Raw genomic sequence first — 25,370 nt, forward strand, 5'->3', positions numbered from 1 at the left:
GCTGTTATTTCCCCTTTCTCATCATGTTGCTAGGGTATACTTTTTGATCAAGCTTGAATTTGACGATTTGCAGCGGATGACGAGCGGCATCTAGTTCATTTCCTTTTTCATCCCAAATCGTTTCAATTTTGCATGTGAAATTCTCAATCTCTGGTCCGAAGAATTCGACTTCGTCGCCTTGCTTAAAGAAGTTACGCTGCTGCAATGTCACGATTTGTTCTTTTTCATCATAATGAAGAACAAGACCTGCGAAATCAAATGTCGTTTTCTTCCCATGGATGCCAAACATTTGTTCATCCGTTCCTGGTACGCCTTCGAAAAAGGCTGGTGCTGTGTCACGGTTTGCGCATTTATCTAATTCATCTAACCATTCCTGCTGAATGACAAAATTGTCTGGGTCAGCACAATACGCATCAATGACTTTGCGATATACACTTACAACAGTGGCAACATAATGAATGGATTTCATCCGTCCTTCGATTTTTAAGCTGTCAATTCCCATTTCGATCATTTGAGGAATGGATTCAACAAGCTTCAAATCTTTTGGACTCATTGCAAATGGCGCATCTTCCTCACCAAATAAAGGCGCTTCCTCAGAACCTTCTAGTTTATAAAGATCATAATCCCAGCGGCAGGACTGGCAGCAGCCTCCGCGGTTAGAATCTCTTGCCGTCATATGGTTACTGAGCACGCAGCGGCCAGAGTATGCGATACACATCGCACCGTGAATGAATGTTTCGATTTCAATATCGACCTTTTCTTTCATTTCTCTAATTTCTAGCGCACTTGTTTCACGTGCAAGCACCACACGCTCAAGCCCTTCTTCCTTCCAAAACTGAACAGCTTTCCAATTTGAAAGAGATTGCTGTGTGCTTAAATGGACTTCAAGTTTTGGTGCAACACGTTTACATGTTTCAATGATCAGTGGATCAGCTACGATAATGCCTGCTACTCCAGCGCCCTCGATCCCTTGAAGGTATTCCTCCAGCCCGTCCATGTTTTCATTGTGGGCAAAGATATTTGTTGTCACATAAGTGCGTGCGCCATATTTGTTTGCAAATGCGACACCTTCTGCCATTTCTTCAATTGAAAAGTTATCTGCATTTGAGCGAAGTCCAAATTCTTTCCCGCCAATAAAAACAGCGTCAGCTCCGTAATGTACAGCAATTTTCAGTTTTTCCAAGTTTCCTGCGGGTGCAAGCAGTTCTGGTTTTTTTGTAATGACACGTTTCCCATCAATCATTTCAGAAATACCATCTTTCAATAATGCCATTTCCTCTGCCTCCTCTTATCTTAATAAACCGTTTCTTTAAAGAAGAACCCTGTATCAATCGAACGATTCACTGGCTGAATCTCTTCAATCCGCTTCACCCAGTCCTCTTTCTGATCTTCATACGCGTCTTTGTCAGTCGTTAGTAAATCAATTGCTTTTCTATAAAGTGATGTCACCTCTGTCATATAAGAAAGTGACTTTAAAATTCCGTCAATTTTAAATGAGTCAATGCCTGCGTCAACAAACTCTTCTAATTCGTCAATCATACACACATCATTTGGACTCATAATATGTGTTCCGTTTGCATCCTCGAAAATAGGATATTTGTTTTGACGCTCTTGGTCATGCAGGAATAGCCCTTCCTCCATGTTTCTGCCTACGACATCCATTTGTTTGCCCTGGTATTCAAAGTAGTTGCCGATGAGCGTACGTTTCGATTGAAACATACATGTCATGCCATGGACTTGAATTTCAATCTCCACTTCAGCATTTTCTTTGATGTCGATCACACTGTCCATATTCAGCTCTTTTGCAAGAACAGCACGCGATGCGCCTTTTCTGCCCCAGTAGTTACAAGTGTAATAGTTTGTCCCAGTCGTTTCTGTACTCCAGTGAAGATTCAGGTTCACTCCTGTTTCCTTTGCTGCCATGATCACGGCTGGGTCTCCAAAGACGACGCCGTCCACGCTTAATGAATCGAGAAAGGTTAAATAATCTCCAAGCAGCTGCACGCGGTCATTATGAAAAATCGCATTCATCGCTACATACACTTTTTTGTGATGGGCATGTGCAAGCAGAGCCGTTTGTTTCACATCTTCTCTTGAAAACTCACCTGCAAGACGAATACCGTATGTTTGTTCGCCTATTAAGAATGCATCAGCTCCTGCCTCAATTAATGGCAGTACGTCTGACACGCTGCTTGGCGTCACAAGCAATTCTGGTTTCTTCATGATTGGTCACCTCTTTTTGTACTAATGGCGATCCCGTCTCCAACTGGAATAATGCACGTTTGGAAATCAGGGTTTGACATGAGCCATTGATTGTATCGATCAATTTTTCCAATTAATTGTTTTTTCCGTTTATCTTCAATTTCTTCTTCATAATTCGTTGCCACTAAGCCTTTAAATAATACATTGTCTGTGATAATCATTCCGTCGTGAGCGAGCATCGGTTCAAACAATTCAAAGAAACGCTTGTACTGCCCTTTTGCGGCATCAATAAAGATCACATCATAGGGCGCCATCGTTTGGACCGTTTTAGCCGATTCCATCGCATCACCAAAAAACACGTGTATTCTTTCTTTTAACTTTAATTCCTCAATGTTCCGTGTTGCTTCTTCATAGCGCTTTGCATTTCGCTCAATCGTATAAATCTCAGCATCTGGAAGAGCTGTTGCCATTCGAATAGCGGAATAGCCAATCGCTGTCCCAACCTCCAGAATTTTCTTCGGCTGTTTCATCGAAAGCAGCTGCAATAAAAGCTCGATGCTCACCTTTTCCATAATTGGTACATGATGCTCTTTTGCATAGATCTCTAATTGAGCGATTGCATCAGAACTTGGGTGAATTAAATGTTCAATATAATCATTTATTCGATCATCTTCGATAGTCATTATCTGTCTAGCTCCTTCATGACCTGAAAAAGAAGAGTCCTGCCTATTGCAGCTCTCTTTCTCGTCAATCTTTCGTTCATCTAAGTAAAAACAACCCGATATATTTTACCACAAAGAAGTAGCAATTGCGAACCTATAAAATGGAGATTCCAACGAAAAAAACTGCAGGCAATCTCGTATTGTCTACAGTCTTTTTCGATTCACTTGTCCATTAATTGCTGCCTGTGATGTATTTCGCTTTTGCTTTATTATGCTCATTTAACGTTTTCGTAAATACGACTTCTCCATTTTTCTTCGCAAGGAAGTAAACGTAATCCGTTTTCTCTGGATGCAGTGCGGCTTTCCAAGAGGATTCACCCGCATTTGCAATAGGTCCAGGCGGCAGCCCTTTGTTGTTATACGTGTTATAAGGAGATTTCACTTTTAGGTCTTTGTAATACACGCGGGATTTATGCTCACCAAGTGCATAAAGAACGGTTGGATCAGTTTGAAGCGGCATGTCCTTTTTCAACCGGTTATAGAATACACTTGAGATTTTTGCCCGATCTGTCTTTTCTGTTGCTTCCATTTCAATCAGTGATGCCATCGTTAACACATCATGTATGGACATGTTTCTCTTTTTCATGTCTTTTTCATACGTTTTCACGTATTGATCTGTTTGTTTAATCATCGTTTCAATGATCGTTTCGAGTGACTCATCCTCACGATAAAATGGATACGTAGCAGGGAATAAATAACCCTCCAACGGATGTTTCACCTGTTTCCCATTCACCTGTGATGTCACGGTTTTCGGATACTTTTTCATTAACGTTTGAATAAAAGCAGGATCATCCAGCTTCGCTTCAACTTCCTTCGCTGAAAAATTCGTCTGATTTGCAATAATGGCTGCAATATCAGACAGCTGTCTTCCCTCTGGAATCACAAGCTGAAAGGCGAAATCTGTCCCGCCAGATGTCAGCTTTTTGATCAGCGTGTCTGCGTCCATCGTTTGTTTCAAATGAAAATATCCCGCTTTAAAGCCGGACGCCTTTTTGTATTTAGCATAATAAGTAAAAATCGTGTCATTCGAAATGAGCCCATTTTCTTTTAAAATGCCCGCAATTTCGCGGACAGATGTCCCATTTGGAATATGAATATTAATGGTTTGTTTGCTTTTTTGATCGACCGGTCCGAGTGCTGATTTAACATATAAAAAGCCTGATAATGCTGCAATGATGATGACAGCAAGGACAGATAACAGGACGATCCCCATTTTTCTCTTGAAGAATGGTCGTTTCTTTTGTTCTGAAAACATGCATGGCCCTCCTCACATCTAGCTTTTATAGTACATGATTCGACGGAGTTCGGCAATTCCTTGCTTATGCATGTCATGACAGAACTTGACATAACACGGCTAAACCAATGCCGCCACCACTTCCAATAGCAGCCATGACATAGCTTCCATTCGGTAAGGCGCGCCCTTCATAAAATAATCTCACCATCATAGCAGCTCCTGACGCGCTGTAAGGATGCCCAAGGCAAAGTGCACCGCCTCTTCTATTGATCCGGTCATATGGTATACCCAGCGTCCGGGCAATAAGTGCAGCTTTCAGCGCAAACGCTTCATTGATTTCAAATAGCGCCACTTCCTCTGCCTTGATGTTCTCTTGATGTAAAAGCTTCTTGATCGCATCAATTGGTGAAGCAGCTGGAAAATGAGGATGTATCGCTGTCACAGCACTTCCGGCATACCGTAGCATCACCTTATATCCACTTGCTTCCGCTAGCGATCTTTCCATCACAGCGACAGCAGCTGCTCCGTCTGCTTCCTTACAGCTATTGGCGGCGGTCACAGTTCCTTTTCCCGGTAAAAATACAGGCTTTGCCCGCTTGATCAGCTTTGCCATCGGTCTTATTTTAGCAGCCGCTTCATCTATGTTCATCCCGTCAATCGAAACGATTTCTTCTGAATATGTACCATGTGTGAATGCCGCTAAACTTCTTTCCCAGCTTAAAAGGGCATAGTCATCTTGTTCTTTTCTCGTGACAGAAAATGCCGACGCGGTCAGCTCTGCTGCTTCTCCCATATGCGGATCTCCTATCCGCTCCGGTGAAAAGCGTGCTCTCTCTTTCATTGGTGAGCTGGAAATGCTCTCAGTCCCGCCAGCAATATACATCGTGCCCTCCCCCGATTGAACCATGACGCAAGCTGTTCGGATCGCTTCAAGACCAGAGGCACACTGCCTGTCAATTGTCATACCAGGAACGTGTAAAGGAAGACCTGCTTCTAATGAGGACAGACGGGCCATATTTCCACCGCCTCCGACGACATTGCCTAATATGACGTCATCCGGTGTCATGATCTGAGACAAATGCCGAATAAGTGGAGCGGCTAATTGCTCTGGGCGATAATTTTTCAGCATCCCATTTTTGTCACCGAAGGGTGTTCGTTTTGCTTCTACGATCACTGCTTGCATGACAATTGCTCCTCCGCCCACTTTTTCATGCTCGCGCGGGCTATTTTTCCGCCGGATGTTTCAATCATTTGATCAATCACAAGCCATTTTTTTGGTACCTTGTAGGCGGCCAGCTTTTCTTTAACAGCTTGTCGAACCGCCTTTATTTGCGGCACTTGCTCCAGTATGGCAACAGGGATTTCACCCCAATATGGGTCAGGAACGCCAACCACAAGCGACCGCTTCACCTCTGGCTGTTCATTTAGCACACGCTCAATTTCCTCTGGGAAAATATTCAGTCCTCCATAGACAATCATGCCATTCTCACGACCGCTCATATACAGATAACCGTCTTCATCCAGCCATCCCATATCGTAAACTGTCAGCCACTCCTCCGGCGGTTTCTGCTCATGTAAGTAACCTGAAAACGTCATTGGGCTCTTTACATAAATCCTCCCTGTTTCATTTGGCTGACAGACAGATTGATCGGGCCGCCTTACTTCTACTTGAATGGAGGAGAAAGGCCGTCCAACAGAAGAAGGTTTTTGCATAAAGTCATTTGAAGACAAATAAGAGACAAAACTTAACTCTGATGTGCCATAAAAATCAAAAAAAGTGACATATTGATAGTTGGTGACGAGCTGTTCTTTTGAAGAGCTGCTCCAATCTGCTCCCGATGACATGACAAGAAGCGGATTGTCTCCTCTAAAAGCATCGATTTGCAGTAACGTTTCTGTCATTGTTGGGACAGTATACATCACGGTGATATCACCTGTCTCTAAGGCTTTCTTCGCTTTTACTGGCACAAATTTTTCTAAAAGCGTCACTGTGCCGCCAAAGTATAATGTACTGATGGCACCATATAAAAAGTGAGAGGATAAGAGTGTACCTAATATAAGAGCATGATCTTGATGAGTGATTCCAAATGAAGCGGTGGTCATTCGAAAGCTCTCGATCCATGACTGCTGACGCCTAATAAAGGCTTTCGGTGAGCCTGTTGATCCTGACGTAAATCCCATATAAAAGACAGGATCCTTCTCGGTATCGCAGCTGTTATATGGACTGTCTGTGAGAAGGCTCATTCTTTCCTTCCATTCAGATAAAGAAAGAAGCGGCATGTCCACGCTTCCCTGTTCAAATCTCTTTATCAATCGATCCTCTATAATGGCGAGATCCGCCTCACTTAACAAGAGCTTTTCGACACATTCTTCATGACTCCATCTCGGATCAAGCGGAACGGCTGTCCACCCTGCACAAGCAGCGCCCGCAAATATTTGCAAGAAAGAAGCACCATTTGATAATAAAAAAGCGATTCTTTTTTGCTGATGAGCCGTTTCTTGTAACCACTGCGCTGATCTCTGTACACGTTCGTACCAATCTTGATATGTAATGCTTTCTTGCTCATCTATGATGGCAATCTGATCTGGTTTCATTTCTGCATGTACTGCATAGCTTTCCGTTATTCTGTTCAAACTGCACGCCTCCCTTTATGCAGATCCCTTTTTCGATATGACATGGCCTGTATGATTTTGACCGTAAAGACAGCACACATTCCCGCTTTGATGAGATCACCTGGAAGATAAATCAAACTAAGGAAAGCGGCCTGCGAGACCTTAATATGCATCATCATGGCTTGAAAGGGGATGCCGCATATATACAAAATCACAATACTGCAAACCGCATAGATCACAAAAAGACGCAGTGCGGTTACTTTTTTCAGCCGGTTCACCCATAAGCTGATCATGAAGGCAGCAACAGGATAAGCAAGAAGAAAACCACCGCTTGGCCCAAAGAAGACCCCTATCCCGCCTCTCCCGCCTGACAAAAGAGGTGCGCCTGCTGCCACAACCAAAAGAAAAAGACATAAACTGATCAGTGCTTGTTTTGGCTTTAACAGCCCCCCAGCAAGCAAAAGACCTGCGGTTTGCAATGTAATCGGTACAGGTGTAAATGTAAGTAAAATCGGCGGGATCAAGCCTAACATCCCGATGACCGCTGTCATTAACGCTATTTGCATCATATCTTGTATTTTCAATCTCAATGCCCCTCACTCAATTTATTGTTAAAAACAGAGTAAAAGGTACAATTCATTATGTCAACATAAAATAAAATTAAGTTAACATAGTGATCGTAAAAAAAGACCTGTGAAGAAAGATCAAGAAGATCTGTTCACAGGCCTTTTATTTGTTCTATTCTTCGTCTTCTTGATCTAAGAACGTATTTAACGTTTCTTCAATCATGTCCCATTCTTCATCCGTTTCAATCGGCTCTAGCTCGCCATCTTCACCGTCTTCGTTCGGTGTAAAGCTTGATGCATGAATTTCAATTTCCTCATTGTCTTGTTCAGAAATTGGGTAGTAAAGAACATAAGATTTGTTAAAATGGTCGCTTTCAAAAGTAAATAGTACTTCGCAAAGCTGTTCATTTCCATTATCATCAACGATTGTAATTTGCTTTTCTCCGTGTTCCATTTGATTCACCTCATTTTAATTTAAGCTGTCTAAATATCCTTGCAGGATCATGACAGCCGCCATTTTATCAATGACTTTTTTACGCTTTTGTCTGCTCACATCTGCAGAGATGAGCATTTTTTCCGCTGCCATTGTTGACAGACGCTCGTCCCAAAGCACAACAGGAACATTGTACGTGTTTTCTAGCACTTTCGCAAATGATTGGCTGGCTTCGCCTCTAGGACCGACCGTACCGTTCATATTTTTTGGAAAGCCAAGTACAATTTTATCCGCTCCGTATTCCGCTATGATCTCAGACAGGCGGCTGAGACCAAAGTCTCCGCCTGCTTCATCAATTTTAATTGTTTCAATCCCTTGCGCTGTCCATCCCATTTCATCACTGATCGCAACACCAAGGGTTTTCGTGCCTAAATCTAAGCCCAAAATTCTCATGTTTTACGCCTCTTTATGTGTCTCTAAGTACGATTTAACCAATTCCTCAATTAATTCGTCTCGTTCTAGTTTACGAATTAGGTTGCGTGCATCCTGATGTCTTGGAATATAAGCAGGGTCGCCTGACAGCAAGTATCCGACAATTTGATTGATCGGGTTGTATCCTTTTTCTTGGAGTGCGTCATGAACTGTAATGAGCACTTCATTCACATTGGTTTCAGCTGAATCATCAGAGAAGTTAAACTTCATTGTCTTATCAAATGAACTCACTGCTTCTTGCACCTCTCTTCCAACATTCTACTAGCAAGCTTTTTTCTAACCGCTCATCTAATACCATTATTCTACACTACATTGCCTGATTATAAAACGGATTTGACAGATTCTTCGACAGTTGCCAGTGCTTCTTCAAGCTTTTCTGGTTGTTTTCCGCCTGCTTGTGCCATGTCTGGACGTCCGCCTCCGCCTCCGCCGCAGATTTCAGCTGCCTGCTTCACAAGCTTCCCTGCATGCAGACCTTTTTCGATCACGTCTTTTGTTACTCCTGCTGAAATGTTTACTTTTCCGTTTTGAACGGCTCCCAGGACGATGACAGCTGATCCTAATTTAGCTTTTAAGTCATCAACCATTGTTCTTAAATGGTTCATGTCTTTAGCATTTACTTTTTCAGTTAATACTTTCACTCCGCCAACTTCTGTCACCTTCTCTAAAATAGAGCCTGCTTCTGCTTGGCTTAATTTCGCAAGGAGAGATTCGTTTTCTCTTTGAGCCTCTTTTAAATCTGCCTGTAATGAAGCAATCCGTTTTGGTACATCCTTCGTATTTGACTTCAGCTCACTTGCTGCCTGTTCTAAAATCGCCAGCTGGTCATTTAATTCTTCATAAGCGCCTTTACCAGTCACAGCTTCAATACGGCGTGTTCCAGCACCAATACCCGACTCAGATGCAATTTTAAACAAACCGATTTCCGCAGTGTTTTGCACGTGACAGCCGCCGCATAGCTCGATGCTGTAATCGCCCACTTGGACAACACGGACAATATCGCCATACTTCTCGCCAAAGAGCGCCATTGCACCCATTTCTTTTGCTTCAGCAATTGGTTTCAGGTCAATGGCAACAGAGATGCCTTCCCAAATTTTTTCGTTGACGATTTTTTCAATTTGAGACAATTCTTCTTTCGTCACTTGTCCAAAGTGAGAGAAATCAAAGCGAAGTCTGTTTTCATTTACCAATGAACCTGCTTGGTTTACGTGGCTTCCTAATACATCTTTGAGCGCCTGATGCAGAAGGTGTGTCGCTGTATGGTTTTTGACAATCCCTTTTCGAAGAGCTGATTCCACTTCAGCAGTGACCTCGAGACCTTTTTGAGCCGTACCGCTTACAACGACTCCTTCATGGACATGCTGACCGTTTGGCGCTTTTTTCACATCTTTGATCTCAATGATGGCTTCTGCACTTTTTAGTGTTCCTTTATCCGCTACTTGTCCGCCGCTTTCCGCATAGAAAGGTGTTTCATCTAACAAGATTTGCACCGTGTCTCCTTCATGTGCTTCCGAGACAATTTCACCATTTTGAAGCAATTCGATAATGCGAGTATCCGCAGTTAAATTTTCGTAGCCAACAAAGGTACTTTCCACTTTAATATCGCCTAATGCGCCGCCTTGAACCTGCATACTGCCGACATCTTGTCTCGCATTTCTTGCCCGTTCACGCTGCTTCTCCATTTCCGCTTGAAAGCCTTCTCGATCAACTGTCATGTTCTCATCTTCTGCATATTCTTCTGTCAGCTCGACAGGGAATCCATACGTGTCATACAGCTTAAATACATCTTCACCTGAAATCTGTGAGCTGCCTTTGTCTCTTTCTTTTTTGATCACTTCTGACAAAATAGCTAACCCTTCGTTCAGTGTTTCGTGGAAACGTTCTTCTTCGTTTTTGATGACTTTCGCAATAAATTCTTCTTTTGCTTGTACATCTGGGTAGAAATCCTTCATGATCTCAGCAACAACTGGCACTAGATCATACATAAACGGACGGTGGATATGGATCGTTTTTGCATAACGCACAGCGCGGCGCAGCAAACGTCTTAATACATATCCGCGGCCTTCATTGGAAGGAAGCGCACCGTCACTTACAGCAAAGGCAACTGTCCGGATATGGTCAGCAATGACTTTAAATGCTGTATCTTTTTCCTTCGCCAAACCATAGCTTTCTCCAGAAATGGTTTCGACTGCACGAATAATCGGCATGAAAAGGTCTGTATCGAAGTTCGTTGGCACATTTTGAATGACAGATACCATTCGTTCAAGGCCCATCCCTGTATCAATGTTTTTCTTCGGTAGTGGGGTGTATGATCCATCTGGATTATGGTTGAATTCAGAGAACACGAGATTCCATACTTCTAGATAACGCTCGTTTTCTCCGCCTGGATATAATTCTGGATCGTTCATGTCGTCACCGTATGATTCACCGCGGTCATAGAAAATTTCTGTATTCGGTCCGCTTGGGCCCTCGCCAATATCCCAGAAGTTGCCTTCAAGACGGATAATACGTTCTTCAGGCACACCAATTTTATCTCTCCAAAGGATATATGCTTCTTCGTCCTCTGGGTGGACTGTCACAGATAACAAATTCGGATCAAAGCCAATCCACTCTTCACTAGTGAGGAATTCCCACGCCCATTCAATGGCCTCTTCTTTAAAATAATCACCAATAGAAAAGTTGCCAAGCATTTCAAAGAACGTGTGATGACGTGCTGTCTTCCCTACATTTTCAATATCATTCGTACGAATCGATTTTTGTGCGTTGCAAATACGCGGATTGTCAGGTACGACGCGGCCATCAAAGTATTTTTTTAATGTTGCCACCCCACTGTTGATCCATAAAAGTGTCGGATCGTCATGCGGTACAAGTGACGCACTCGGTTCTACAGCATGTCCTTTTTCTTTAAAAAAGTCTAAAAACATTTGACGTACTTGAGCTGAAGTTAAAGTTTTCATTCAAAAATCCTCCCTTATCATTCATCAATCTCCACACAAACGAAAAAAACATCCCGCCCTATGCAAGCACAAAACGACTTACACAGGGACGAGATGTTCTCGCGGTACCACCCTGATTATAGACACATTCGTCTATCACCTTCACATCCGATAACGCCGGAAGAGAGCGGCAGTGTTTATCTGCACTCGGGACTAGCTTCCGTTAAAGGTCTGATAAGGCTTTTCTCAGCAAATAAAGCCTCTCTCTGCAACAGCTTTTTAACGTACTCGGGTCCGTCATTGAATTTCAATATGTATGAATCGAAATTATTATAGACAACTCGGCTCGTCTTGTCAATGAACGCTTCGTCTCATCAGGATATATTGCACAATGATCACCCTGATAATCGCAGCTGCTGGAACGGCTAAAATCATCCCAATTAAGCCAAACAGCTCCCCTCCTGCAAGCAAGACAAGCATAATGACGACAGGATGCATATGAAGACTTCGTCCTACAATGATCGGGCTGAGGACATTGCTCTCTAAAAATTGCAGCACCGCTACTGTGATCAATACGATGATGACCGATTTCACTGAGATGGTAAACGCAATAAAGATGGCAGGAACTGCGCCAATTATCGGTCCAAAATACGGAATCACGTTCGTTGCTCCTATCAGCATGCCAAGAACGAGCGGATACGGGATATGAAAAAGCCAAAGCACAATGGCTGCTGCACCCCCGATTAAAGAACAGACAAGCAGCTGCCCTCGAATATAATCACCAAGCGATTCATCCACTGCTTTCACAAAGGCATGCCCCCTCTTCCTAAATGACGGCGGCGTTAAATACCATGCCGCCCGTTTCATCGTACTCATGTCTTTTACCATATAAAAAACAAGAAAAGGGATGAGTGCAGCGACTAATGCGTAATCAAATAAAACTTTACAGCTAAGAATCATCCGTTCAGCGCTATTGGCTGCATATGTCTCCGATTGAACAATGAAGCGGTCCAAGCGGTCATGAAGTCCGTCAGGCCAGTGGCTCGTATGATGATGAATATGTGATAAAGCGCCATTATACGTTTCAGCGATGACAGGAATTTGTTCTGACAGCTCATTTAACTGTGCGATCATAACAGGCGCTCCTTTATATACCGCAAAACCAATCCCGCCAAAAAACAGGACATAGATGAGTAAGAGACTGACTGTTCTCGGCAGCCCTCGTGCATGCAGTCTTTCCACAATCGGATAAAGCAGATAAGAAATAAAAATAGCGATGAGAAGCGGAATGAGAACCGCCTTCAGCAATAAAAAAACAGGCATCCATAACTCGTCGAGCTGCAGTAAAATGAGCAAGGATGCAAGGACAAGCAGAACCCCTGCAGCATATATCAGAAATTGGATCGGACGTTTCTTCACCTTTTTCACCTCTTTTCTTATTGTTTAACCATTTTCTGCAATTATCCACGTAAATAAAATTTGTCCTAACTTTGTTAAAAATGAATACACATGAAACATACAGCTCCATCCAAAGTCACTGTTTGCTGTAAAATCTCGTCAGAAAATATTCCATCATTTACTTCTTTTTACACAAGTTGTGCTAGAATCCACTTTAGCTTTAGCCAATGAAACACAAGAGGAGGTTCTTCATGATCACATTCGAAGAAGTCAACAAGCATTATGGCCAGTTCCATGTACTTAAGGACATTAACCTACATATTCAAAAAGGGGAGGTTGTTGTGATCATCGGTCCTTCAGGGTCTGGTAAAAGCACGATGCTCAGGTGTATCAATCGTCTTGAAAGCATTGATGCGGGAAAAGTTCTCGTCAACCAAGTGTCTGTTCAGCATCCGAAGACCAACATCAATCTTGTTAGGCAAAATATCGGAATGGTCTTTCAGCATTTTCACCTCTATCCGCATAAGACGGTGCTTGAAAACATTATGCTTGCGCCGATGAAGGTCAAAAAAGTGAGCAAGGAAGAAGCAAAGGAAACAGCTGAATTTTATTTAAATAAAGTCGGCATTCCTGAAAAGGCAGACACCTACCCTTCACGACTCTCGGGCGGACAGCAGCAGCGCGTTGCCATTGCAAGAGGGCTTGCGATGAAGCCGGAGGTGATGCTTTTCGACGAACCGACATCTGCACTTGATCCAGAGATGATCGGCGAGGTATTAGATGTGATGAAGCAGCTGGCTCGTGAAGGCATGACCATGGTTGTCGTCACACATGAAATGGGCTTTGCCCGCGAAGTGGCTGACCGCATTGTCTTTATTGATGAAGGCAGAATTCTTGAAGAATCAACACCGGCTGCATTTTATGAAAAACCGCAAGAGAAACGTGCTCAATTATTTTTAAGCCGTATATTAAATCACTAGGGGGAATGGTTTGATGAAAAAAATGAAACGCTTTGGCCTGCTGCTCTTTATGACTTGCTGCATCGCCGCTTTGGCTGCTTGTGGATCTACTGAAAAAGGCTCAACTGATGCGAAACAAGGAAGTTCTTTAGAAGCCATTAAGAAAGACAAAAAAATCATTTTCGGTGTAAAAAATGACACACGTTTATTCGGTCTAAAAAATCCGAGCAGCGGTGATATTGAAGGATTTGATATTGACATTGCAAAAGCCATCACAAAGGAAATACTCGGCGATGAAGGAAAAGCAGAATTTAAGGAAGTGACATCTAAAACAAGAATTCCTTTGCTTCAAAAAGGGGATATCCATGCGATTGTTGCGACCATGACAATTACAGAAGAGCGTAAAAAAGAAGTCAATTTCTCAGATGTTTACTTTGAAGCAGGACAATCACTGCTTGTGAAAAAAGGAAGCGACATTCAATCCATTGATGATCTTAAAAAAGGAACGAAGGTGCTGGCCGTGAAAGGATCTACTTCTTCTCAAAATATCCGTGAGAAAGCACCTGAAGTATCCGTATTAGAATTTGAGAACTATCAAGAGGCTTTTACAGCTTTAAAATCAAATCAAGGGCAAGTGCTGACAACTGATAATGCGATCTTATTTGGTATGGCAGATGAGGATTCAAATTACGAAGTCGTCGGCGGCACCTTTACAGATGAGCCTTATGGCATTGCTGTGAAGAAAGGGGATCAAGAATTAACAGATGCGATCAATAAAGCTTTAAAAACGTTAAAAGACAATGGAGAGTATGACAAAATTCTTAAAAAATGGATCAAAGAATAACATTTGTTTCGTCAAGATCAATGCCTCAGGTGAGCCGCTCAAAGGCTCCCCTGTTAATCAGGAAGGAAGTGAACTGATTGCTGCGGTTTTCCATTCTCACTGAAAATGTTCATCTTTATTTAGAAGGCTTTAAATATACCATTGGTGCAAGTGTCATTGCTCTGATTGGAAGCTTTTTGATCGGTACACTCATTGCCATTATGAGAATTGCGCCATTTAGGCCGCTCAACTGGTTCGGAACGGCTTATGTTGAATTTATTCGGAATATTCCGTTATTATTGATCACCTTTGTTTTCTTCTTTGGTTTACCGGTGCTGGGTATTGTAGCAGATGGCTTTACTGCTGGTACGATTGCTCTTGCCATTTATACGTCTGCCTTTATTGCTGAAGCCATTCGTGCAGGGATACAAGCTGTACCGCTCGGACAAATGGAAGCAGCCCGCGCCTCAGGTCTGTCATATGGCGGGACGATGCGGTATATCATTTTGCCGCAGGCGATTAAAATCGTCATTCCCCCTCTTGGGAATCAATTTATTAACCTTGTCAAAAACTCCTCGATTTTAGGTGTCATTGCAGGGTTTGATCTCATGTATCAAGGAGACCTTATTGCGTCTAGAACATTTGTGACGTTTGATGTCTACATCTTTGTTGCGATGTTCTATCTGCTATTAACCATTCCGCTCAGTTTAGGTGTTGGTTATTTAGAAAGAAGATTAGCAAGAAGCCACTAGAAAGGAGGAAACATCATGGATTTTATAGGTGCCTACCAACCTGATCATCTCGCCTTTTTACTTGAAGGATTTGCTGTCACCTTAAAAGTGGCTTTTATCTCCATCATTTTGAGCTTTATCATTGGATTAGTCGTTGGCACATTACGGTTCGCTCAAATACCGATTTTATCGAAGGTGCTTGCGGTAGTTGTAGAAACCATTCGGAACCTGCCACTTTTACTGATCATCTTTTTCACGTATTTTGCATTGCCTGAAATCGGCATCAAGCTAAGCATCACAGCCTCTGCCATTGCGGCTTTAACTGTGTTTGAATCCGCGATGCTGTCAGAAATTATTCGGAGCGGCCTTAAATCAATTGATAAGGGCCAGATCGAAGCAGCCAGGTCTTCTGGTTTAACCTATATTCAAACATTGAAAATGATTATTATGCCGCAGGCCCTGCGCAGAATGGTGCCGCCAATTGTCAGTCAATTCATATCTCTTTTAAAAGATACGTCGCTTGCCGTTGTCATTGCGCTTCCAGAATTATTGCATCACGCTCAAATATTAAACGGTCAAAGCCAATCCTATTTACTGCCGATTTTCCTATTGGCAGCTATGATGTATTTTGTCGTCAATTTCAGCTTATCCATTCTTGCAAGACGATTAGAATACAGGCAGGCATAAAAAGAACATCCGCTCTTGGCGAATGCCAGCGTATAGACCGGTTGGCTATCACGCTGAAAAAAACAAAGGGCTAAAATGAAGATCATTTTAGCCCTTTTTGTTTACATCATTCTCATAACACGTTTTCTTAGCTTTTTCATATCCCGCTTTGATGGCATATCATATCGGCTTGCAAAATGATATGCGAGTGCACCTGCACCAAGCGTTAATAGTGAAGAAGTCATTTTGCCCATTCGAAATTCCCCCTTAACACTTATAGTTGAATTGAACGTTCATCGTCACTAAACAGATCATCTAAGCTGCTTAGTGTCCCATCTTCCTCCACTTGGTGTGTAGATATTTTGCCTTTTGACAGCGTCAATTCAATAAAACAGCCCCAGCAATAATATTGATTGACCCCAATTTTTCCGATGTCTTTACATTTGCAATTTGGGCAAATGAGCATAATCAGCACCTCTTTACGTTCGGTTTAGAACCAGTGCTTCCTTTTGAACGTTCATCAAGGTTCCGGCAGCCTGCAGCTGTTTCCGAATCCCTGATAGCTCTGTAAAGAAGCCGTCCGAGAGTTCATATGCTACGATTGTGCCCGAATTTGAGCAAAAGTATACATCTTCCAAAATGCCTAAATTTTCACCATCAGGCGACTGCAACATTTTCTTTTTTAATTTCGAAAATAACAAGAATGGAGCAGAGGAATCCATGCCCACTCCCTCCTGGCAGCTCACATACAAACCTTTGTCTGTCAGCTGATCAAAAGCAGAAAATGGAACGAGTGCACAGTCTTTCTTTTTCCCCTCTAACACATATCCTCCGCAGCTACCTCCGGCTAAAAAGCAAATATCTTTTATGGAACCAAGCGATTGGGACAGCTCATCTGTATAGATCGTCATTCCTTCAAGTTCTCGGCATGTTCTCAAAATGTGCTCAACCACCTTTTGCGGAACAGTCTTAGCGTGTGCGTTTGCTTCATGACTCATACGAAGAAATGGCTTCCATGAACGGAATGGGAGAAACTCTTTTCACGCTAAAAGGCTTCCATATGGAAGCCTTCTACTCATGCATAAAATCGAACGGAGTGATTCCCTCCATGCCAATATTTGCGTCATGTACGCTAAACGGAAGCTGTTTTTGGAGCGCTTCAAGTTCTGCATCCATGATTTGTTCGGTTTGCACTAGCCGCATCGTTAAGGACGTTTGTCTGAGGGAATCCTCATTGTTTTTCACGCCCCACTCCAGCGCTGATTCCTCGCCGCACAGTATTAAAAACTTTTTACTGCGTGTAATGGCTGTGTACAGCAGATTCCGCCGAAGCATTCGGTAGTAGCTCCTCACGACTGGCAGCACAACAATCGGGAATTCACTTCCTTGTGATTTGTGAATGGAGCAGCAATAAGCATGTGTAAATTGATGAAAATCTTTTTTTGTAAAGGTGATTTCATTTCCATCAAAGGAGATCACAGCCATGTCTTCTTTTTCTGTATTTTCTTTTGCATAAAAAATCGAGACAATTTCACCGATATCGCCGTTAAAAATGTTGTTCTCCGGCTGATTCACAAGCTGAAGCACCTTATCACCTGTCCGGTACACCACATCACCAAACGGGATTTCCCTGCCCTTTGGTTTTTTAGGATTCAAAATGTGCTGCAGCATTTTGTTGAGCTCATTGATGCCTGCTTTTCCTTTATACATCGGTGCCAGCACTTGAATATCCTTTGCCGAAAACCCTTTTTGAGCAGCATTGCTGACAACTTTCTCAATGACTTCTTTCATTTGATCGGCTGAACACTGAATGAAGGACCGATCCTTTGAGCGTGCAGTGATATCCTTTGGCAGCACACCATTTTTCATATCATGTGCAAGTTCAACAATGGTTGAGCCGTCTGCCTGCCGGTAAATATCTGTCAAGGTAACAGCCGGCACGGCTTTTGAGGCAAGTAAATCCCGTAAAACTTGGCCTGGTCCGACAGATGGCAGCTGATGTTCATCCCCTACCATAATCACTTGGATATGATCAGGAATCGCTTTAAACAAATGATTCGCCAGCCAAATATCCAGCATACTTGATTCATCAATGATGACAAGCTTTCCTTCAATCGGCTGTTCCTCATCATGAGAGAAGCCCTCCGAACCATTCCAGCCTAGCAGCCGGTGAATGGTGACAGCTGGAAGCCCTGTTGATTCTGTCATCCGTTTAGCCGCCCGTCCAGTTGGTGCCGCAAGCACAAATGGGAAGGATTCATCTTTTTTATAATCACTCGGATCAAGAGAAACACCGTGAAGATCACTGTAAAGCTCGACAATTCCTTTAATGACCGTCGTCTTCCCTGTTCCAGGCCCGCCTGTTAAAAGCAGCATCGGGGACATGAGTGCCTTTTGAATCGCTTCCTTTTGCGTCGGTGCATATTGGACGCCTAACCGCTCCTCCAGCTCGCCAAGTGCTAGCAGGAATTCTGATTCAGGAAATTGATCTGCATATTCTGTTTGGGAGACGATTTTTTGAATGCGTTTGGCGACACTTTGCTCCGCATAAAATAAGGATGGATGATAGCAGCGGTCATCTTCAATGATCATTTCTTTTCCTTCGCCAAGTGCAATGATCTGATTGGCAACATCCATTTCAGTCACTTTGTAATCATTGCCGGTTTGGTTGAGCAGCTTGCGGGTTTCGACGATCAAATCTTTCGTTTGTATGTACGTATGACCGTCCTGTAGACTGGCTGTCTCCACTGTATATAGCAAGGCGGCGCGAATCCGTTCTGGGTCATTTCCTGAGATGCCTGTTCTAGCGCCAAGCTCATCCGCCTTAATAAATCCGATCCCCTCAACATCCTTAACGAGCTGATAGGGATTTTCCTCGATTTTCTGCAGCGTTTCACTCTCGTATACTTGGTAAATCTTCATGCTGAGCTGCGGACCAAAGCCATACTGATTCAGGCTGATCATGATTTGTTCCAGCCCTTGATGCTCCTGAAGCGCTGCGGCCAGCTTATCCGCCTTCTTTTTTGATAAGCGCGGTACATCATACAAAACAGCTGGGTCACGCATAATTTTATGAAGCGTCTGATTGCCAAGCTGCCCCACGATTTCTTCCGCCGTCTTTTTCCCTATCCCTTCAAATAAATCACTTGAGAGATAATGTATGATGCCTTGCTTCGTTGTCGGTACTTCCTTTTGAAAATGAGTGGCCTGAAACTGTTCACCAAATTTCGGATGGCTCGTGACTTTGCCATAAAAGGTGTAGGTTTCCTCCTCATGAAGTGCTGGGAAGTAGCCTGTGACAGATGCTGTTTTTTCCTCTAAGTTTTCCGATGTTTCAATGACTTTTACCTTTAACACCGAGTATAAATTACTTTCATTATGGAAAATAACGGCTTGAATGGTCCCCTTTAAAAATGGTTCGTCCTCAAGCTTCATTTGATCTGGATGTTCCTGCACAGGTCTTCCCTCCTTCCATCTATTCTGCCTCTTGAATCAGCTTTTGCGCATGTAGTGCCAGCATATGGTCAGGCTGCACGTCAATGGCTTTACCCAGCATCTCAAGTGCTTCGTCTTTTTTCTCTAAGTACGCATACGCAACCCCTAAATTATAAAAGGCATCTGCATGCTGCGGATCACGCGTGATGACTTCAGTAAAAGTTGTCACCGCTTCCTCCAGCATGTGTTCATTGGCTAAACACATGCCAAATTGGAATCTTGCTTCATTATCCTCTTCGTTTAGTTCAACGGCACGCTGAAGATATGGCATCGCAAGCTTTGGCTGCTCTAATTTGATGAGCGTCTGCCCAAGCATATAAAACAAATCACTATTTTCCATGCCCGCTTTTAGTGCTTGTTCAAAGTAGTCTTTCGCTTTCATAAAGTCTTCTTTTAATGTATACACATTTCCTGCCCCGTAATAGGCTGCAGCTGCGGTATGATCAAGTTCAATTGCTTTTTGAAAAAAGTTTAAAGCACGTTCAAATTCATTGATACTTGAAAGTAAGTTCGCAAAGTTAATATATGGAACCGGGTCCTTCGGGCTTTCTTCGATCGCTTTTGTAAAAGCTTCAGCTGCTTTTTCGATATTCCCTTGATTCAAGGCTTCTATGCCGATTTCGTTATGATTCATTCGCTCTCTCATCCTTTCATTAAAAAACCTCAACAGCGACGTTGAGGTTTTGAAAACATGCTACACATACGACAGCTTTTGACCATCTTTGAAGACATCGTCAATTGTACCGCCGCCAAGACATTCGTCACCATCATAAAAAACAACCGCTTGTCCCGGAGTAACAGCACGAACAGGCTCATCAAAAATAACCATCGCTTCTTGCTCACCTGTCATTTTGACCTTCACATGGTGATCTTCTTGACGGTATCTGAATTTTGCTGTACACGTTAATTCACCGTTTTCTCCGACAATATGAGGACGAGTCCAGCTGATATTAACGGCTGAAATGCTTTCAGAGTATAAAAGTGGATTGTGGAAGCCTTGTTCAACAAACAAGATGTTTTTCTCCAAGTCTTTTCCAACGACAAACCAAGGATCACCGCTGCCGCCAATGCCAAGTCCTTGGCGCTGACCGATCGTGTAATACATCAGTCCATCGTGCTCCCCTTTTACTTCTCCGTCCATTGTCTGCATCACACCAGGCTGTGCAGGCAAATATTGACTAAGGAACGTTTTAAAGTTTCTTTCTCCGATAAAGCAGATACCAGTTGAATCTTTTTTCTCTGCTGTTGCGAGCTCTGCTTCTTTAGCTAATTCACGAACCCTTTTTTTCTCTAAATCACCGATTGGGAACATGACTTTATCAAGTTGTTCCTGTGTCAGCTGATTTAAGAAATACGTTTGGTCTTTGTTTGCATCAAGACCTCGCAGCATTTTGACTTCATCGCCTGTTCTGTCAACACGGGCATAGTGTCCTGTTGCCAAGTAATCCGCTCCAAGTGAAAGTGCATGCTCAAGGAATGCCTTGAACTTAATTTCTTTGTTACACATGACATCTGGGTTTGGCGTTCTGCCCGCTTTATATTCATCAAGAAAATATTGAAACACTTTGTCCCAATATTGCTTCTCGAAATTCACTGCATAATAAGGGATTCCAATTTGGTTACATACGCGGATGACATCCTCATAGTCTTCCGTTGCTGTGCAAACACCATTTTCATCAGTGTCATCCCAGTTTTTCATAAATATGCCGATGACATCATAGCCTTGCTCCTTTAACATAAGAGCGGCAACTGATGAATCGACTCCTCCGGACATACCGACCACAACTCTTGTATCTTCTGGTCTTTTTGTCATCTTCATCAACTCCAATTTCAATGAAACAACATGCGCGTTTCGTTCTTCAGGTGCTTCGCTGTTTCATTTTTCACACACGAACAAAAGGAAGCATTTATTTGGCTAGGCGTTTGACAACAGCCGCTATCTTACGTGCCGCCTGCTTCACATGATCCTCTTCATTCCCAAGACCGAAGCTTATTCTGACTGAGGACGTCAGCTCTTTTGCTTCTTCGCCATACATGGCGCTTAACACGTGCGAAGGAAGGACAGATCCAGCCGTACATGCCGATCCGCTTGAAACAGCAATCCCTTCCATATCTAAATTCACAAGCAGCGATTCAATGGAGACGCCCGGGAAATGAACATTTAAAATGTGCGGCAATGTCTCTTTCGGATGTCCATTGATAGAGAAATTGAGAGATTCCTCTTCAAATACTTGCAGCATGGTTTCTTTGAGCTTACCATAATGCATCGCTTTTTCTCTTCTATTTTGCTTCGTTAATTGAACAGCTTCTGCAAGCCCAACAATTCCTGCCACATTTTCAGTGCCAGCACGGCGCTTTCTTTCTTGTTCGCCTCCGAATATTTGCGGAGAAAGTTTCACGCCTTCGTTTACATATAAAAAACCTGTTCCCATCGGACCATTCAGCTTATGGCCAGAAGCAGATAAAAGATCAATATGGAGATCTGCTGCATCAATGGGCACTGTGCCAAACGCCTGCACTGCGTCTGTATGAAAATGAGCCGTGTGATCACGCAGAAGTTCGCCAATGGCTTTGATTGGCTGAATCACACCTGTTTCATTATTGCCGTACATGACGGTCACAAGAATCGTATCATCTCTCAATGCTTGTTTTAATTGATCAAGATGAATCAATCCTGTTTCGTCCACATCTAAATATGTCACTTCAAATCCTAGTTTTTCTAGGCGTTCACATGTATGCAGCACCGCATGATGCTCTGTTTTCACTGTGATGATATGTTTTCCTTCATGCTGTCTTGCCATGGCAACACCTGTAATTGCAAGATTGTCCGCCTCGGTTCCACCGCTTGTGAGGATGATCTCCTGCGGTTTACAGTGTAATTCTCCTGCAATGACTTCTCTTGCTTCATCGAGCCACTTTCTTGCCTCGCGCCCATATGAATGAATACTAGAGGGATTGCCAAATATCTCTGTAAAGTACGGCATCATCTTGTCCACAATACGCTGATCCATCGGCGTTGTGGCCGCATGATCTAAATAGATTCGTTCCATTTCCGGTACACCTCTGATCTAAATATAGAACATATACGAGTCTTGATCCCCGTCATCTGTGTAGCTTGCCAAGTCTTCAAGAGTTGTATTGTCTAGTACGTCTTTTACTGCATCACGAATACGAATCCATAGTTCACGCTTTGCTGGTTCTTCGTTTTCGATGACTTCAACAGGACTAATGGGTCCTTCTAATACACGAATAATATCACCTGCTGTGATCTCGTTTGGTTCATGTGCAAGAACATAGCCGCCATACGCTCCTCGGATACTTTTTACAAGACGGGCATTGCGGAGTGGTGATACAAGCTGCTCTAAATAATGCTCAGACAAATCATTGTTTTGAGCGATTGATTTTAATGATGTAGGGCCTTCGCCATGTTTTTTGGCTAATTCGATCATGATCGTCAGACCATATCTGCCTTTAGTTGATATTTTCAAGTTAAACACCTCTGCGTTTTCTATTCTATGTCATCAATTATTTTTCTGATTTCATATACGCTGATATATAGACCAAAAGCAATTATATCATACTTTCAGCCAACTTTCATTTACGGGTTCTGAGCATGATAGAAAGACGAATCCCTTTTCTATTTGAAGAATTTTCGGTACTCTATACAAACAAGACATTGCTATAGGAGAGATAATTATGAAACCTTTAGCGTACCGGATGCGCCCAAGTCATATTGAAGACATTATTGGGCAGGAGCATCTTGTTGGAGAAGGTCAAATTATTAGGCGAATGGTCGAGGCAAAACATTTATCCTCGATGATTTTATATGGACCGCCGGGCATCGGCAAAACATCGATTGCAACCGCGATTGCTGGCAGTACAAGCATTGCTTTTCGAACGCTGAATGCGGTCATTCATAACAAAAAGGATATGGAAGCTGTTGCCGCTGAAGCGAAAATGAGCGGCCAGGTGATCCTTATTTTAGACGAAGTCCACCGGCTTGATAAAGGAAAGCAGGATTTTCTTCTTCCTTATTTAGAAAATGGCATGATCATTTTAATTGGGGCAACGACGGCTAATCCCTATCATGCGATCAATCCTGCCATTCGAAGCCGGACACAAATATTCGAGCTGAAGCCGCTTGAAACAGAGCAAATCAAAGCTGCGTTAACAAGAGCCTTACAGGATGAGCATCGCGGGCTTGGCGGCTATGAGGTGACAGTGGACGATGAAGCGATGAATCATTTTGCCAATGGGTGCGGAGGAGACGTGCGTTCTGCTTTAAATGCACTCGAGCTCGCTGTCTTATCGACAAAAGCTGATGAGACAGGGCATATCACAATCACTCTTGCCGCAGCAGAAGAATGCTTACAAAAAAAGAGCTTCTCACATGACAAGAATGGTGATGCTCATTATGATGTCCTCTCGGCTTTTCAAAAATCCATTAGGGGATCTGATACAGATGCGGCGCTGCATTACCTTGCTAGACTGATCGAAGCAGGAGACCTTGAAAGCATTTCCAGAAGATTACTCGTGATGGCTTACGAGGACATTGGCTTAGCCAGTCCGCAGGCAGGCCCCCGCGTGTTAAGCGCAGTGCAAACAGCAGAAAGAATCGGTTTCCCAGAAGCACGAATTCCGCTGGCGAACGCAGTGATTGAGCTGTGTCTTTCTCCTAAGTCTAATTCGGCATATAAAGCGATTGATGCAGCACTTGGTGACATTCGTACAGGGAAAATTGGAGAAGTTCCAGTTCATTTAAAAGATGCTCACTACAAAGGCGCCACAGCACTCGGAAGAGGCGTCGATTACTTATACCCACATGATTACGAAAACGGCTGGGTGAAGCAGCAATATTTACCTGATCCGCTGAAAAACAAGCAATACTATGTACCGAAACAAACCGGAAAATTTGAAGGTGCATTGAAACAGGTCTATGAAAATTTAAAACGCCAGAAATAAAAAAAGCCCCCTGCATGTTAGCAGGCGGGCTGTTTATTTATCCTTCACACGTGTAATCGGAATATCTTTTAAAAGCTTCATAATGACATGACCACCCATGATCAGTCCGGCAACAGACGGAACGAACGCATTAGATGATGGCGGCATTTGCGCCTTGCGAATCTTCGCTTCATCATTTCCAACTTCTTTTCTGACATCTTCGCGAATGACAATTGGACTTTCATCAGAGAAAATGACTTCAATTCCTTTACGAATCCCTTCCTTACGCAAACGTGTTCTCACAACTTTTGCAATAGGATCAGTATGTGTTTTTGAAATATCATCAATTTTGAAGCGTGTCGGATCTGTTTTGTTCGCAGCTCCCATACTTGAAATGATGTTCACACCTCGTTTCAGACACTCTTTCATTAAATGAATTTTATAGTGAATGGTATCTGAGGCATCAATGACATAATCAAGCGGATACTCAAAAAATTGCTCGTATGTTTCCTCTGTATAAAACATCTTCAGGGCAACAACTTCACATTCTGGATTAATATCAGCGATTCTCGCCTGCATTAAGTCAACCTTTGGCTGGCCAACTGTTGATAGCAATGCTGGAAGCTGACGGTTTACATTTGTAATATCAATATCATCTTTATCAACAAGAACAATACGGCCAACGCCTGAACGCGCGAGTGCCTCTACTGCGAATGAACCAACGCCGCCCACACCAAGCACTGCAACTGTACTGTTTTTTAGTATATTTAAGCCTTCCTTGCCAATGGCAAGCTCGTTTCTTGAAAACTGATGTAACAAGTGCCTCACTCCACCTTTATTTAAAATGAATCGAAAGAATCATATCATATTCAGACTTCTCCGTCATCCTTCTCTAAAAGAAAAAAACACAAAAAAGTCCCGATGACGCCGCCAGCATTTCCTTCGTTTTGAACCCCGCACCATGCAGGTGGGTGCTTTCTTCCTGACTTTATAAGTCCTCTAAAGAGGCATTTATGCAGAAAGGAAAGGCAAGCTCCCGTATAAAAAAATGTTCGGTCAAAACTAGGTAACCACCGTACGTATCAGGACTTTATTTATTGATGAAAGCATATCATAGGCATATTTCTTTTTCAAGCGTTTACATACCTATAAACATGCG

Annotated in this window: 26 protein-coding genes, 1 other RNA gene and 1 other annotated feature; of the genes, 5 read left to right on the plus strand and 22 right to left on the minus strand. The window is 42.9% G+C overall.

Features of this window, described 5'->3' with window-relative positions; genetic code table 11:
- Positions 1-4 precede the first annotated feature (4 nt).
- The 12 genes from EV579_RS08105 to EV579_RS08160 form a co-directional block, all read right to left on the minus strand.
- A complete protein-coding gene (locus EV579_RS08105) occupies positions 5-1,273 on the minus strand; it encodes a peptidase U32 family protein (RefSeq protein WP_133744243.1) in 1,269 nt (422 codons plus the stop codon).
- 20 nt (positions 1,274-1,293) lie between these two features.
- The gene (locus tag EV579_RS08110; RefSeq protein WP_034622436.1) at positions 1,294-2,223 is read right to left on the minus strand and encodes a peptidase U32 family protein; all 930 of its coding nucleotides are present in this window, start codon (positions 2,221-2,223) and stop codon (positions 1,294-1,296) included.
- The gene (locus tag EV579_RS08115; RefSeq protein ID WP_133744244.1) at positions 2,220-2,885 is read right to left on the minus strand and encodes an O-methyltransferase; all 666 of its coding nucleotides are present in this window, start codon (positions 2,883-2,885) and stop codon (positions 2,220-2,222) included. The genes EV579_RS08110 and EV579_RS08115 overlap by 4 nt, the downstream gene beginning before the upstream one ends.
- 211 nt (positions 2,886-3,096) lie before the next feature.
- Positions 3,097-4,179, minus strand: a complete 1,083-nt coding sequence (gene mltG, locus EV579_RS08120; protein WP_133744245.1) for an endolytic transglycosylase MltG — start codon at positions 4,177-4,179, stop codon at positions 3,097-3,099.
- A gap of 73 nt (positions 4,180-4,252) precedes the next feature.
- Positions 4,253-5,341: an acetyl-CoA C-acyltransferase gene (locus EV579_RS08125; RefSeq protein ID WP_133744246.1), complete on the minus strand. Its 1,089-nt coding sequence runs from the start codon at positions 5,339-5,341 to the stop codon at positions 4,253-4,255.
- A complete protein-coding gene (locus tag EV579_RS08130) occupies positions 5,329-6,792 on the minus strand; it encodes an acyl-CoA synthetase (protein WP_133744247.1) in 1,464 nt (487 codons plus the stop codon). The genes EV579_RS08125 and EV579_RS08130 overlap by 13 nt, the downstream gene beginning before the upstream one ends.
- Positions 6,789-7,355, minus strand: coding sequence for a biotin transporter BioY (locus EV579_RS08135; protein WP_073206472.1), 567 nt, complete (start codon positions 7,353-7,355; stop codon positions 6,789-6,791). Before EV579_RS08135 ends, EV579_RS08130 begins: the two co-directional genes overlap by 4 nt.
- 154 nt (positions 7,356-7,509) lie before the next feature.
- Positions 7,510-7,791: a DUF1292 domain-containing protein gene (locus EV579_RS08140; RefSeq protein ID WP_024423112.1), complete on the minus strand. Its 282-nt coding sequence runs from the start codon at positions 7,789-7,791 to the stop codon at positions 7,510-7,512.
- A 15-nt stretch (positions 7,792-7,806) separates the two neighbouring features.
- Positions 7,807-8,223, minus strand: a complete 417-nt coding sequence (gene ruvX / locus EV579_RS08145; protein WP_024423113.1) for a Holliday junction resolvase RuvX — start codon at positions 8,221-8,223, stop codon at positions 7,807-7,809.
- Between the two features lie 3 nt (positions 8,224-8,226).
- A complete protein-coding gene (locus EV579_RS08150; protein ID WP_008358522.1) occupies positions 8,227-8,493 on the minus strand; it encodes an IreB family regulatory phosphoprotein in 267 nt (88 codons plus the stop codon).
- An 89-nt stretch (positions 8,494-8,582) separates the two neighbouring features.
- Positions 8,583-11,219, minus strand: coding sequence for an alanine--tRNA ligase (gene alaS / locus EV579_RS08155; RefSeq protein ID WP_025092421.1), 2,637 nt, complete (start codon positions 11,217-11,219; stop codon positions 8,583-8,585).
- An 81-nt stretch (positions 11,220-11,300) separates the two neighbouring features.
- Positions 11,301-11,508, minus strand: a binding site (T-box leader).
- A gap of 44 nt (positions 11,509-11,552) precedes the next feature.
- On the minus strand, positions 11,553-12,617 hold the full coding sequence (locus EV579_RS08160; RefSeq protein ID WP_044331701.1) for an AI-2E family transporter: 1,065 nt from the start codon (positions 12,615-12,617) through the stop codon (positions 11,553-11,555).
- Positions 12,618-12,847: 230 nt separating this feature from the next.
- Here EV579_RS08160 and EV579_RS08165 point away from each other — a divergent pair, with 230 nt between their 5' ends.
- The 4 genes from EV579_RS08165 (at position 12,848) to EV579_RS08180 (ending at position 15,796) form a co-directional block, all read left to right on the plus strand.
- A complete protein-coding gene (locus EV579_RS08165) occupies positions 12,848-13,576 on the plus strand; it encodes an amino acid ABC transporter ATP-binding protein (protein ID WP_024423116.1) in 729 nt (242 codons plus the stop codon).
- Between the two features lie 13 nt (positions 13,577-13,589).
- A complete protein-coding gene (locus EV579_RS08170) occupies positions 13,590-14,399 on the plus strand; it encodes a transporter substrate-binding domain-containing protein (protein WP_103131897.1) in 810 nt (269 codons plus the stop codon).
- 77 nt (positions 14,400-14,476) lie between these two features.
- On the plus strand, positions 14,477-15,130 hold the full coding sequence (locus tag EV579_RS08175; protein ID WP_024423118.1) for an amino acid ABC transporter permease: 654 nt from the start codon (positions 14,477-14,479) through the stop codon (positions 15,128-15,130).
- Between the two features lie 15 nt (positions 15,131-15,145).
- Positions 15,146-15,796 carry an amino acid ABC transporter permease gene (locus tag EV579_RS08180; RefSeq protein WP_024423119.1) on the plus strand — a complete coding sequence of 217 codons (651 nt, stop codon included), beginning with the start codon at positions 15,146-15,148 and terminating at the stop codon, positions 15,794-15,796.
- Positions 15,797-15,897: 101 nt separating this feature from the next.
- On the opposite strand, the gene EV579_RS08185 is transcribed toward EV579_RS08180, so the two are convergent.
- The 8 genes from EV579_RS08185 to cymR form a co-directional block, all read right to left on the minus strand.
- Positions 15,898-16,029, minus strand: coding sequence for a YrzQ family protein (locus EV579_RS08185; RefSeq protein WP_003216198.1), 132 nt, complete (start codon positions 16,027-16,029; stop codon positions 15,898-15,900).
- A gap of 20 nt (positions 16,030-16,049) precedes the next feature.
- Positions 16,050-16,241, minus strand: a complete 192-nt coding sequence (locus EV579_RS08190) for a hypothetical protein (RefSeq protein ID WP_003216308.1) — start codon at positions 16,239-16,241, stop codon at positions 16,050-16,052.
- Positions 16,242-16,254: 13 nt separating this feature from the next.
- A complete protein-coding gene (locus EV579_RS08195) occupies positions 16,255-16,773 on the minus strand; it encodes a PRC-barrel domain-containing protein (RefSeq protein ID WP_133744248.1) in 519 nt (172 codons plus the stop codon).
- Between the two features lie 73 nt (positions 16,774-16,846).
- Positions 16,847-19,231: an SF1B family DNA helicase RecD2 gene (gene recD2 / locus EV579_RS08200; protein WP_133744249.1), complete on the minus strand. Its 2,385-nt coding sequence runs from the start codon at positions 19,229-19,231 to the stop codon at positions 16,847-16,849.
- Positions 19,232-19,250: 19 nt separating this feature from the next.
- Positions 19,251-19,904: a tetratricopeptide repeat protein gene (locus EV579_RS08205; RefSeq protein ID WP_025092425.1), complete on the minus strand. Its 654-nt coding sequence runs from the start codon at positions 19,902-19,904 to the stop codon at positions 19,251-19,253.
- Positions 19,905-19,964: 60 nt separating this feature from the next.
- Positions 19,965-21,083: a tRNA 2-thiouridine(34) synthase MnmA gene (gene mnmA / locus EV579_RS08210; protein WP_073206480.1), complete on the minus strand. Its 1,119-nt coding sequence runs from the start codon at positions 21,081-21,083 to the stop codon at positions 19,965-19,967.
- A gap of 94 nt (positions 21,084-21,177) precedes the next feature.
- Positions 21,178-22,320, minus strand: coding sequence for a cysteine desulfurase family protein (locus tag EV579_RS08215; RefSeq protein WP_041086402.1), 1,143 nt, complete (start codon positions 22,318-22,320; stop codon positions 21,178-21,180).
- Between the two features lie 18 nt (positions 22,321-22,338).
- Complete coding sequence (cymR, locus tag EV579_RS08220) at positions 22,339-22,758, minus strand: cysteine metabolism transcriptional regulator CymR (RefSeq protein ID WP_024423125.1); 420 nt, start codon at positions 22,756-22,758, stop codon at positions 22,339-22,341.
- A 208-nt stretch (positions 22,759-22,966) separates the two neighbouring features.
- On the opposite strand from cymR, the gene EV579_RS08225 reads away from it, so the two are divergent.
- On the plus strand, positions 22,967-24,232 hold the full coding sequence (locus EV579_RS08225) for a replication-associated recombination protein A (RefSeq protein ID WP_044331684.1): 1,266 nt from the start codon (positions 22,967-22,969) through the stop codon (positions 24,230-24,232).
- A 33-nt stretch (positions 24,233-24,265) separates the two neighbouring features.
- Here EV579_RS08225 and EV579_RS08230 read toward each other — a convergent pair whose 3' ends face one another.
- Both EV579_RS08230 and ssrS read right to left on the minus strand, forming a co-directional pair.
- Positions 24,266-25,030 carry a tRNA threonylcarbamoyladenosine dehydratase gene (locus EV579_RS08230; protein ID WP_024423127.1) on the minus strand — a complete coding sequence of 255 codons (765 nt, stop codon included), beginning with the start codon at positions 25,028-25,030 and terminating at the stop codon, positions 24,266-24,268.
- A gap of 92 nt (positions 25,031-25,122) precedes the next feature.
- A non-coding RNA gene (gene ssrS, locus EV579_RS08235) (6S RNA) lies at positions 25,123-25,303 on the minus strand.
- Positions 25,304-25,370: the final 67 nt, after the last annotated feature.

Origin of the sequence: Bacillus sp. BK450, from assembly GCF_004364885.1 — a bacterium.
In the GTDB taxonomy this organism is placed as follows: domain Bacteria; phylum Bacillota; class Bacilli; order Bacillales; family Bacillaceae; genus Bacillus; species Bacillus safensis.

Excerpts from the sequence above, each read along its gene's own strand:
- EV579_RS08205 (WP_025092425.1), bottom strand. The coding sequence starts at position 19,904 with ATGAATCATAACGAAATCGGCATAGAAGCCTTGAATCAAGGGAATATC.
- alaS (WP_025092421.1), bottom strand. The coding sequence starts at position 11,219 with ATGAAAACTTTAACTTCAGCTCAAGTACGTCAAATGTTTTTAGACTTT.
- EV579_RS08225 (WP_044331684.1), top strand. The coding sequence starts at position 22,967 with ATGAAACCTTTAGCGTACCGGATGCGCCCAAGTCATATTGAAGACATT.
- EV579_RS08185 (WP_003216198.1), bottom strand. The coding sequence starts at position 16,029 with ATGGGCAAAATGACTTCTTCACTATTAACGCTTGGTGCAGGTGCACTC.
- EV579_RS08180 (WP_024423119.1), top strand. The coding sequence starts at position 15,146 with ATGGATTTTATAGGTGCCTACCAACCTGATCATCTCGCCTTTTTACTT.
- EV579_RS08215 (WP_041086402.1), bottom strand. The coding sequence starts at position 22,320 with ATGGAACGAATCTATTTAGATCATGCGGCCACAACGCCGATGGATCAG.
- mnmA (WP_073206480.1), bottom strand. The coding sequence starts at position 21,083 with ATGACAAAAAGACCAGAAGATACAAGAGTTGTGGTCGGTATGTCCGGA.
- EV579_RS08140 (WP_024423112.1), bottom strand. The coding sequence starts at position 7,791 with ATGGAACACGGAGAAAAGCAAATTACAATCGTTGATGATAATGGAAAT.
- EV579_RS08195 (WP_133744248.1), bottom strand. The coding sequence starts at position 16,773 with ATGAGTCATGAAGCAAACGCACACGCTAAGACTGTTCCGCAAAAGGTG.
- EV579_RS08110 (WP_034622436.1), bottom strand. The coding sequence starts at position 2,223 with ATGAAGAAACCAGAATTGCTTGTGACGCCAAGCAGCGTGTCAGACGTA.
- EV579_RS08165 (WP_024423116.1), top strand. The coding sequence starts at position 12,848 with ATGATCACATTCGAAGAAGTCAACAAGCATTATGGCCAGTTCCATGTA.
- EV579_RS08115 (WP_133744244.1), bottom strand. The coding sequence starts at position 2,885 with ATGACTATCGAAGATGATCGAATAAATGATTATATTGAACATTTAATT.
- EV579_RS08125 (WP_133744246.1), bottom strand. The coding sequence starts at position 5,341 with ATGCAAGCAGTGATCGTAGAAGCAAAACGAACACCCTTCGGTGACAAA.
- EV579_RS08170 (WP_103131897.1), top strand. The coding sequence starts at position 13,590 with ATGAAAAAAATGAAACGCTTTGGCCTGCTGCTCTTTATGACTTGCTGC.
- EV579_RS08105 (WP_133744243.1), bottom strand. The coding sequence starts at position 1,273 with ATGGCATTATTGAAAGATGGTATTTCTGAAATGATTGATGGGAAACGT.
- mltG (WP_133744245.1), bottom strand. The coding sequence starts at position 4,179 with ATGTTTTCAGAACAAAAGAAACGACCATTCTTCAAGAGAAAAATGGGG.
- ruvX (WP_024423113.1), bottom strand. The coding sequence starts at position 8,223 with ATGAGAATTTTGGGCTTAGATTTAGGCACGAAAACCCTTGGTGTTGCG.
- EV579_RS08190 (WP_003216308.1), bottom strand. The coding sequence starts at position 16,241 with ATGCTCATTTGCCCAAATTGCAAATGTAAAGACATCGGAAAAATTGGG.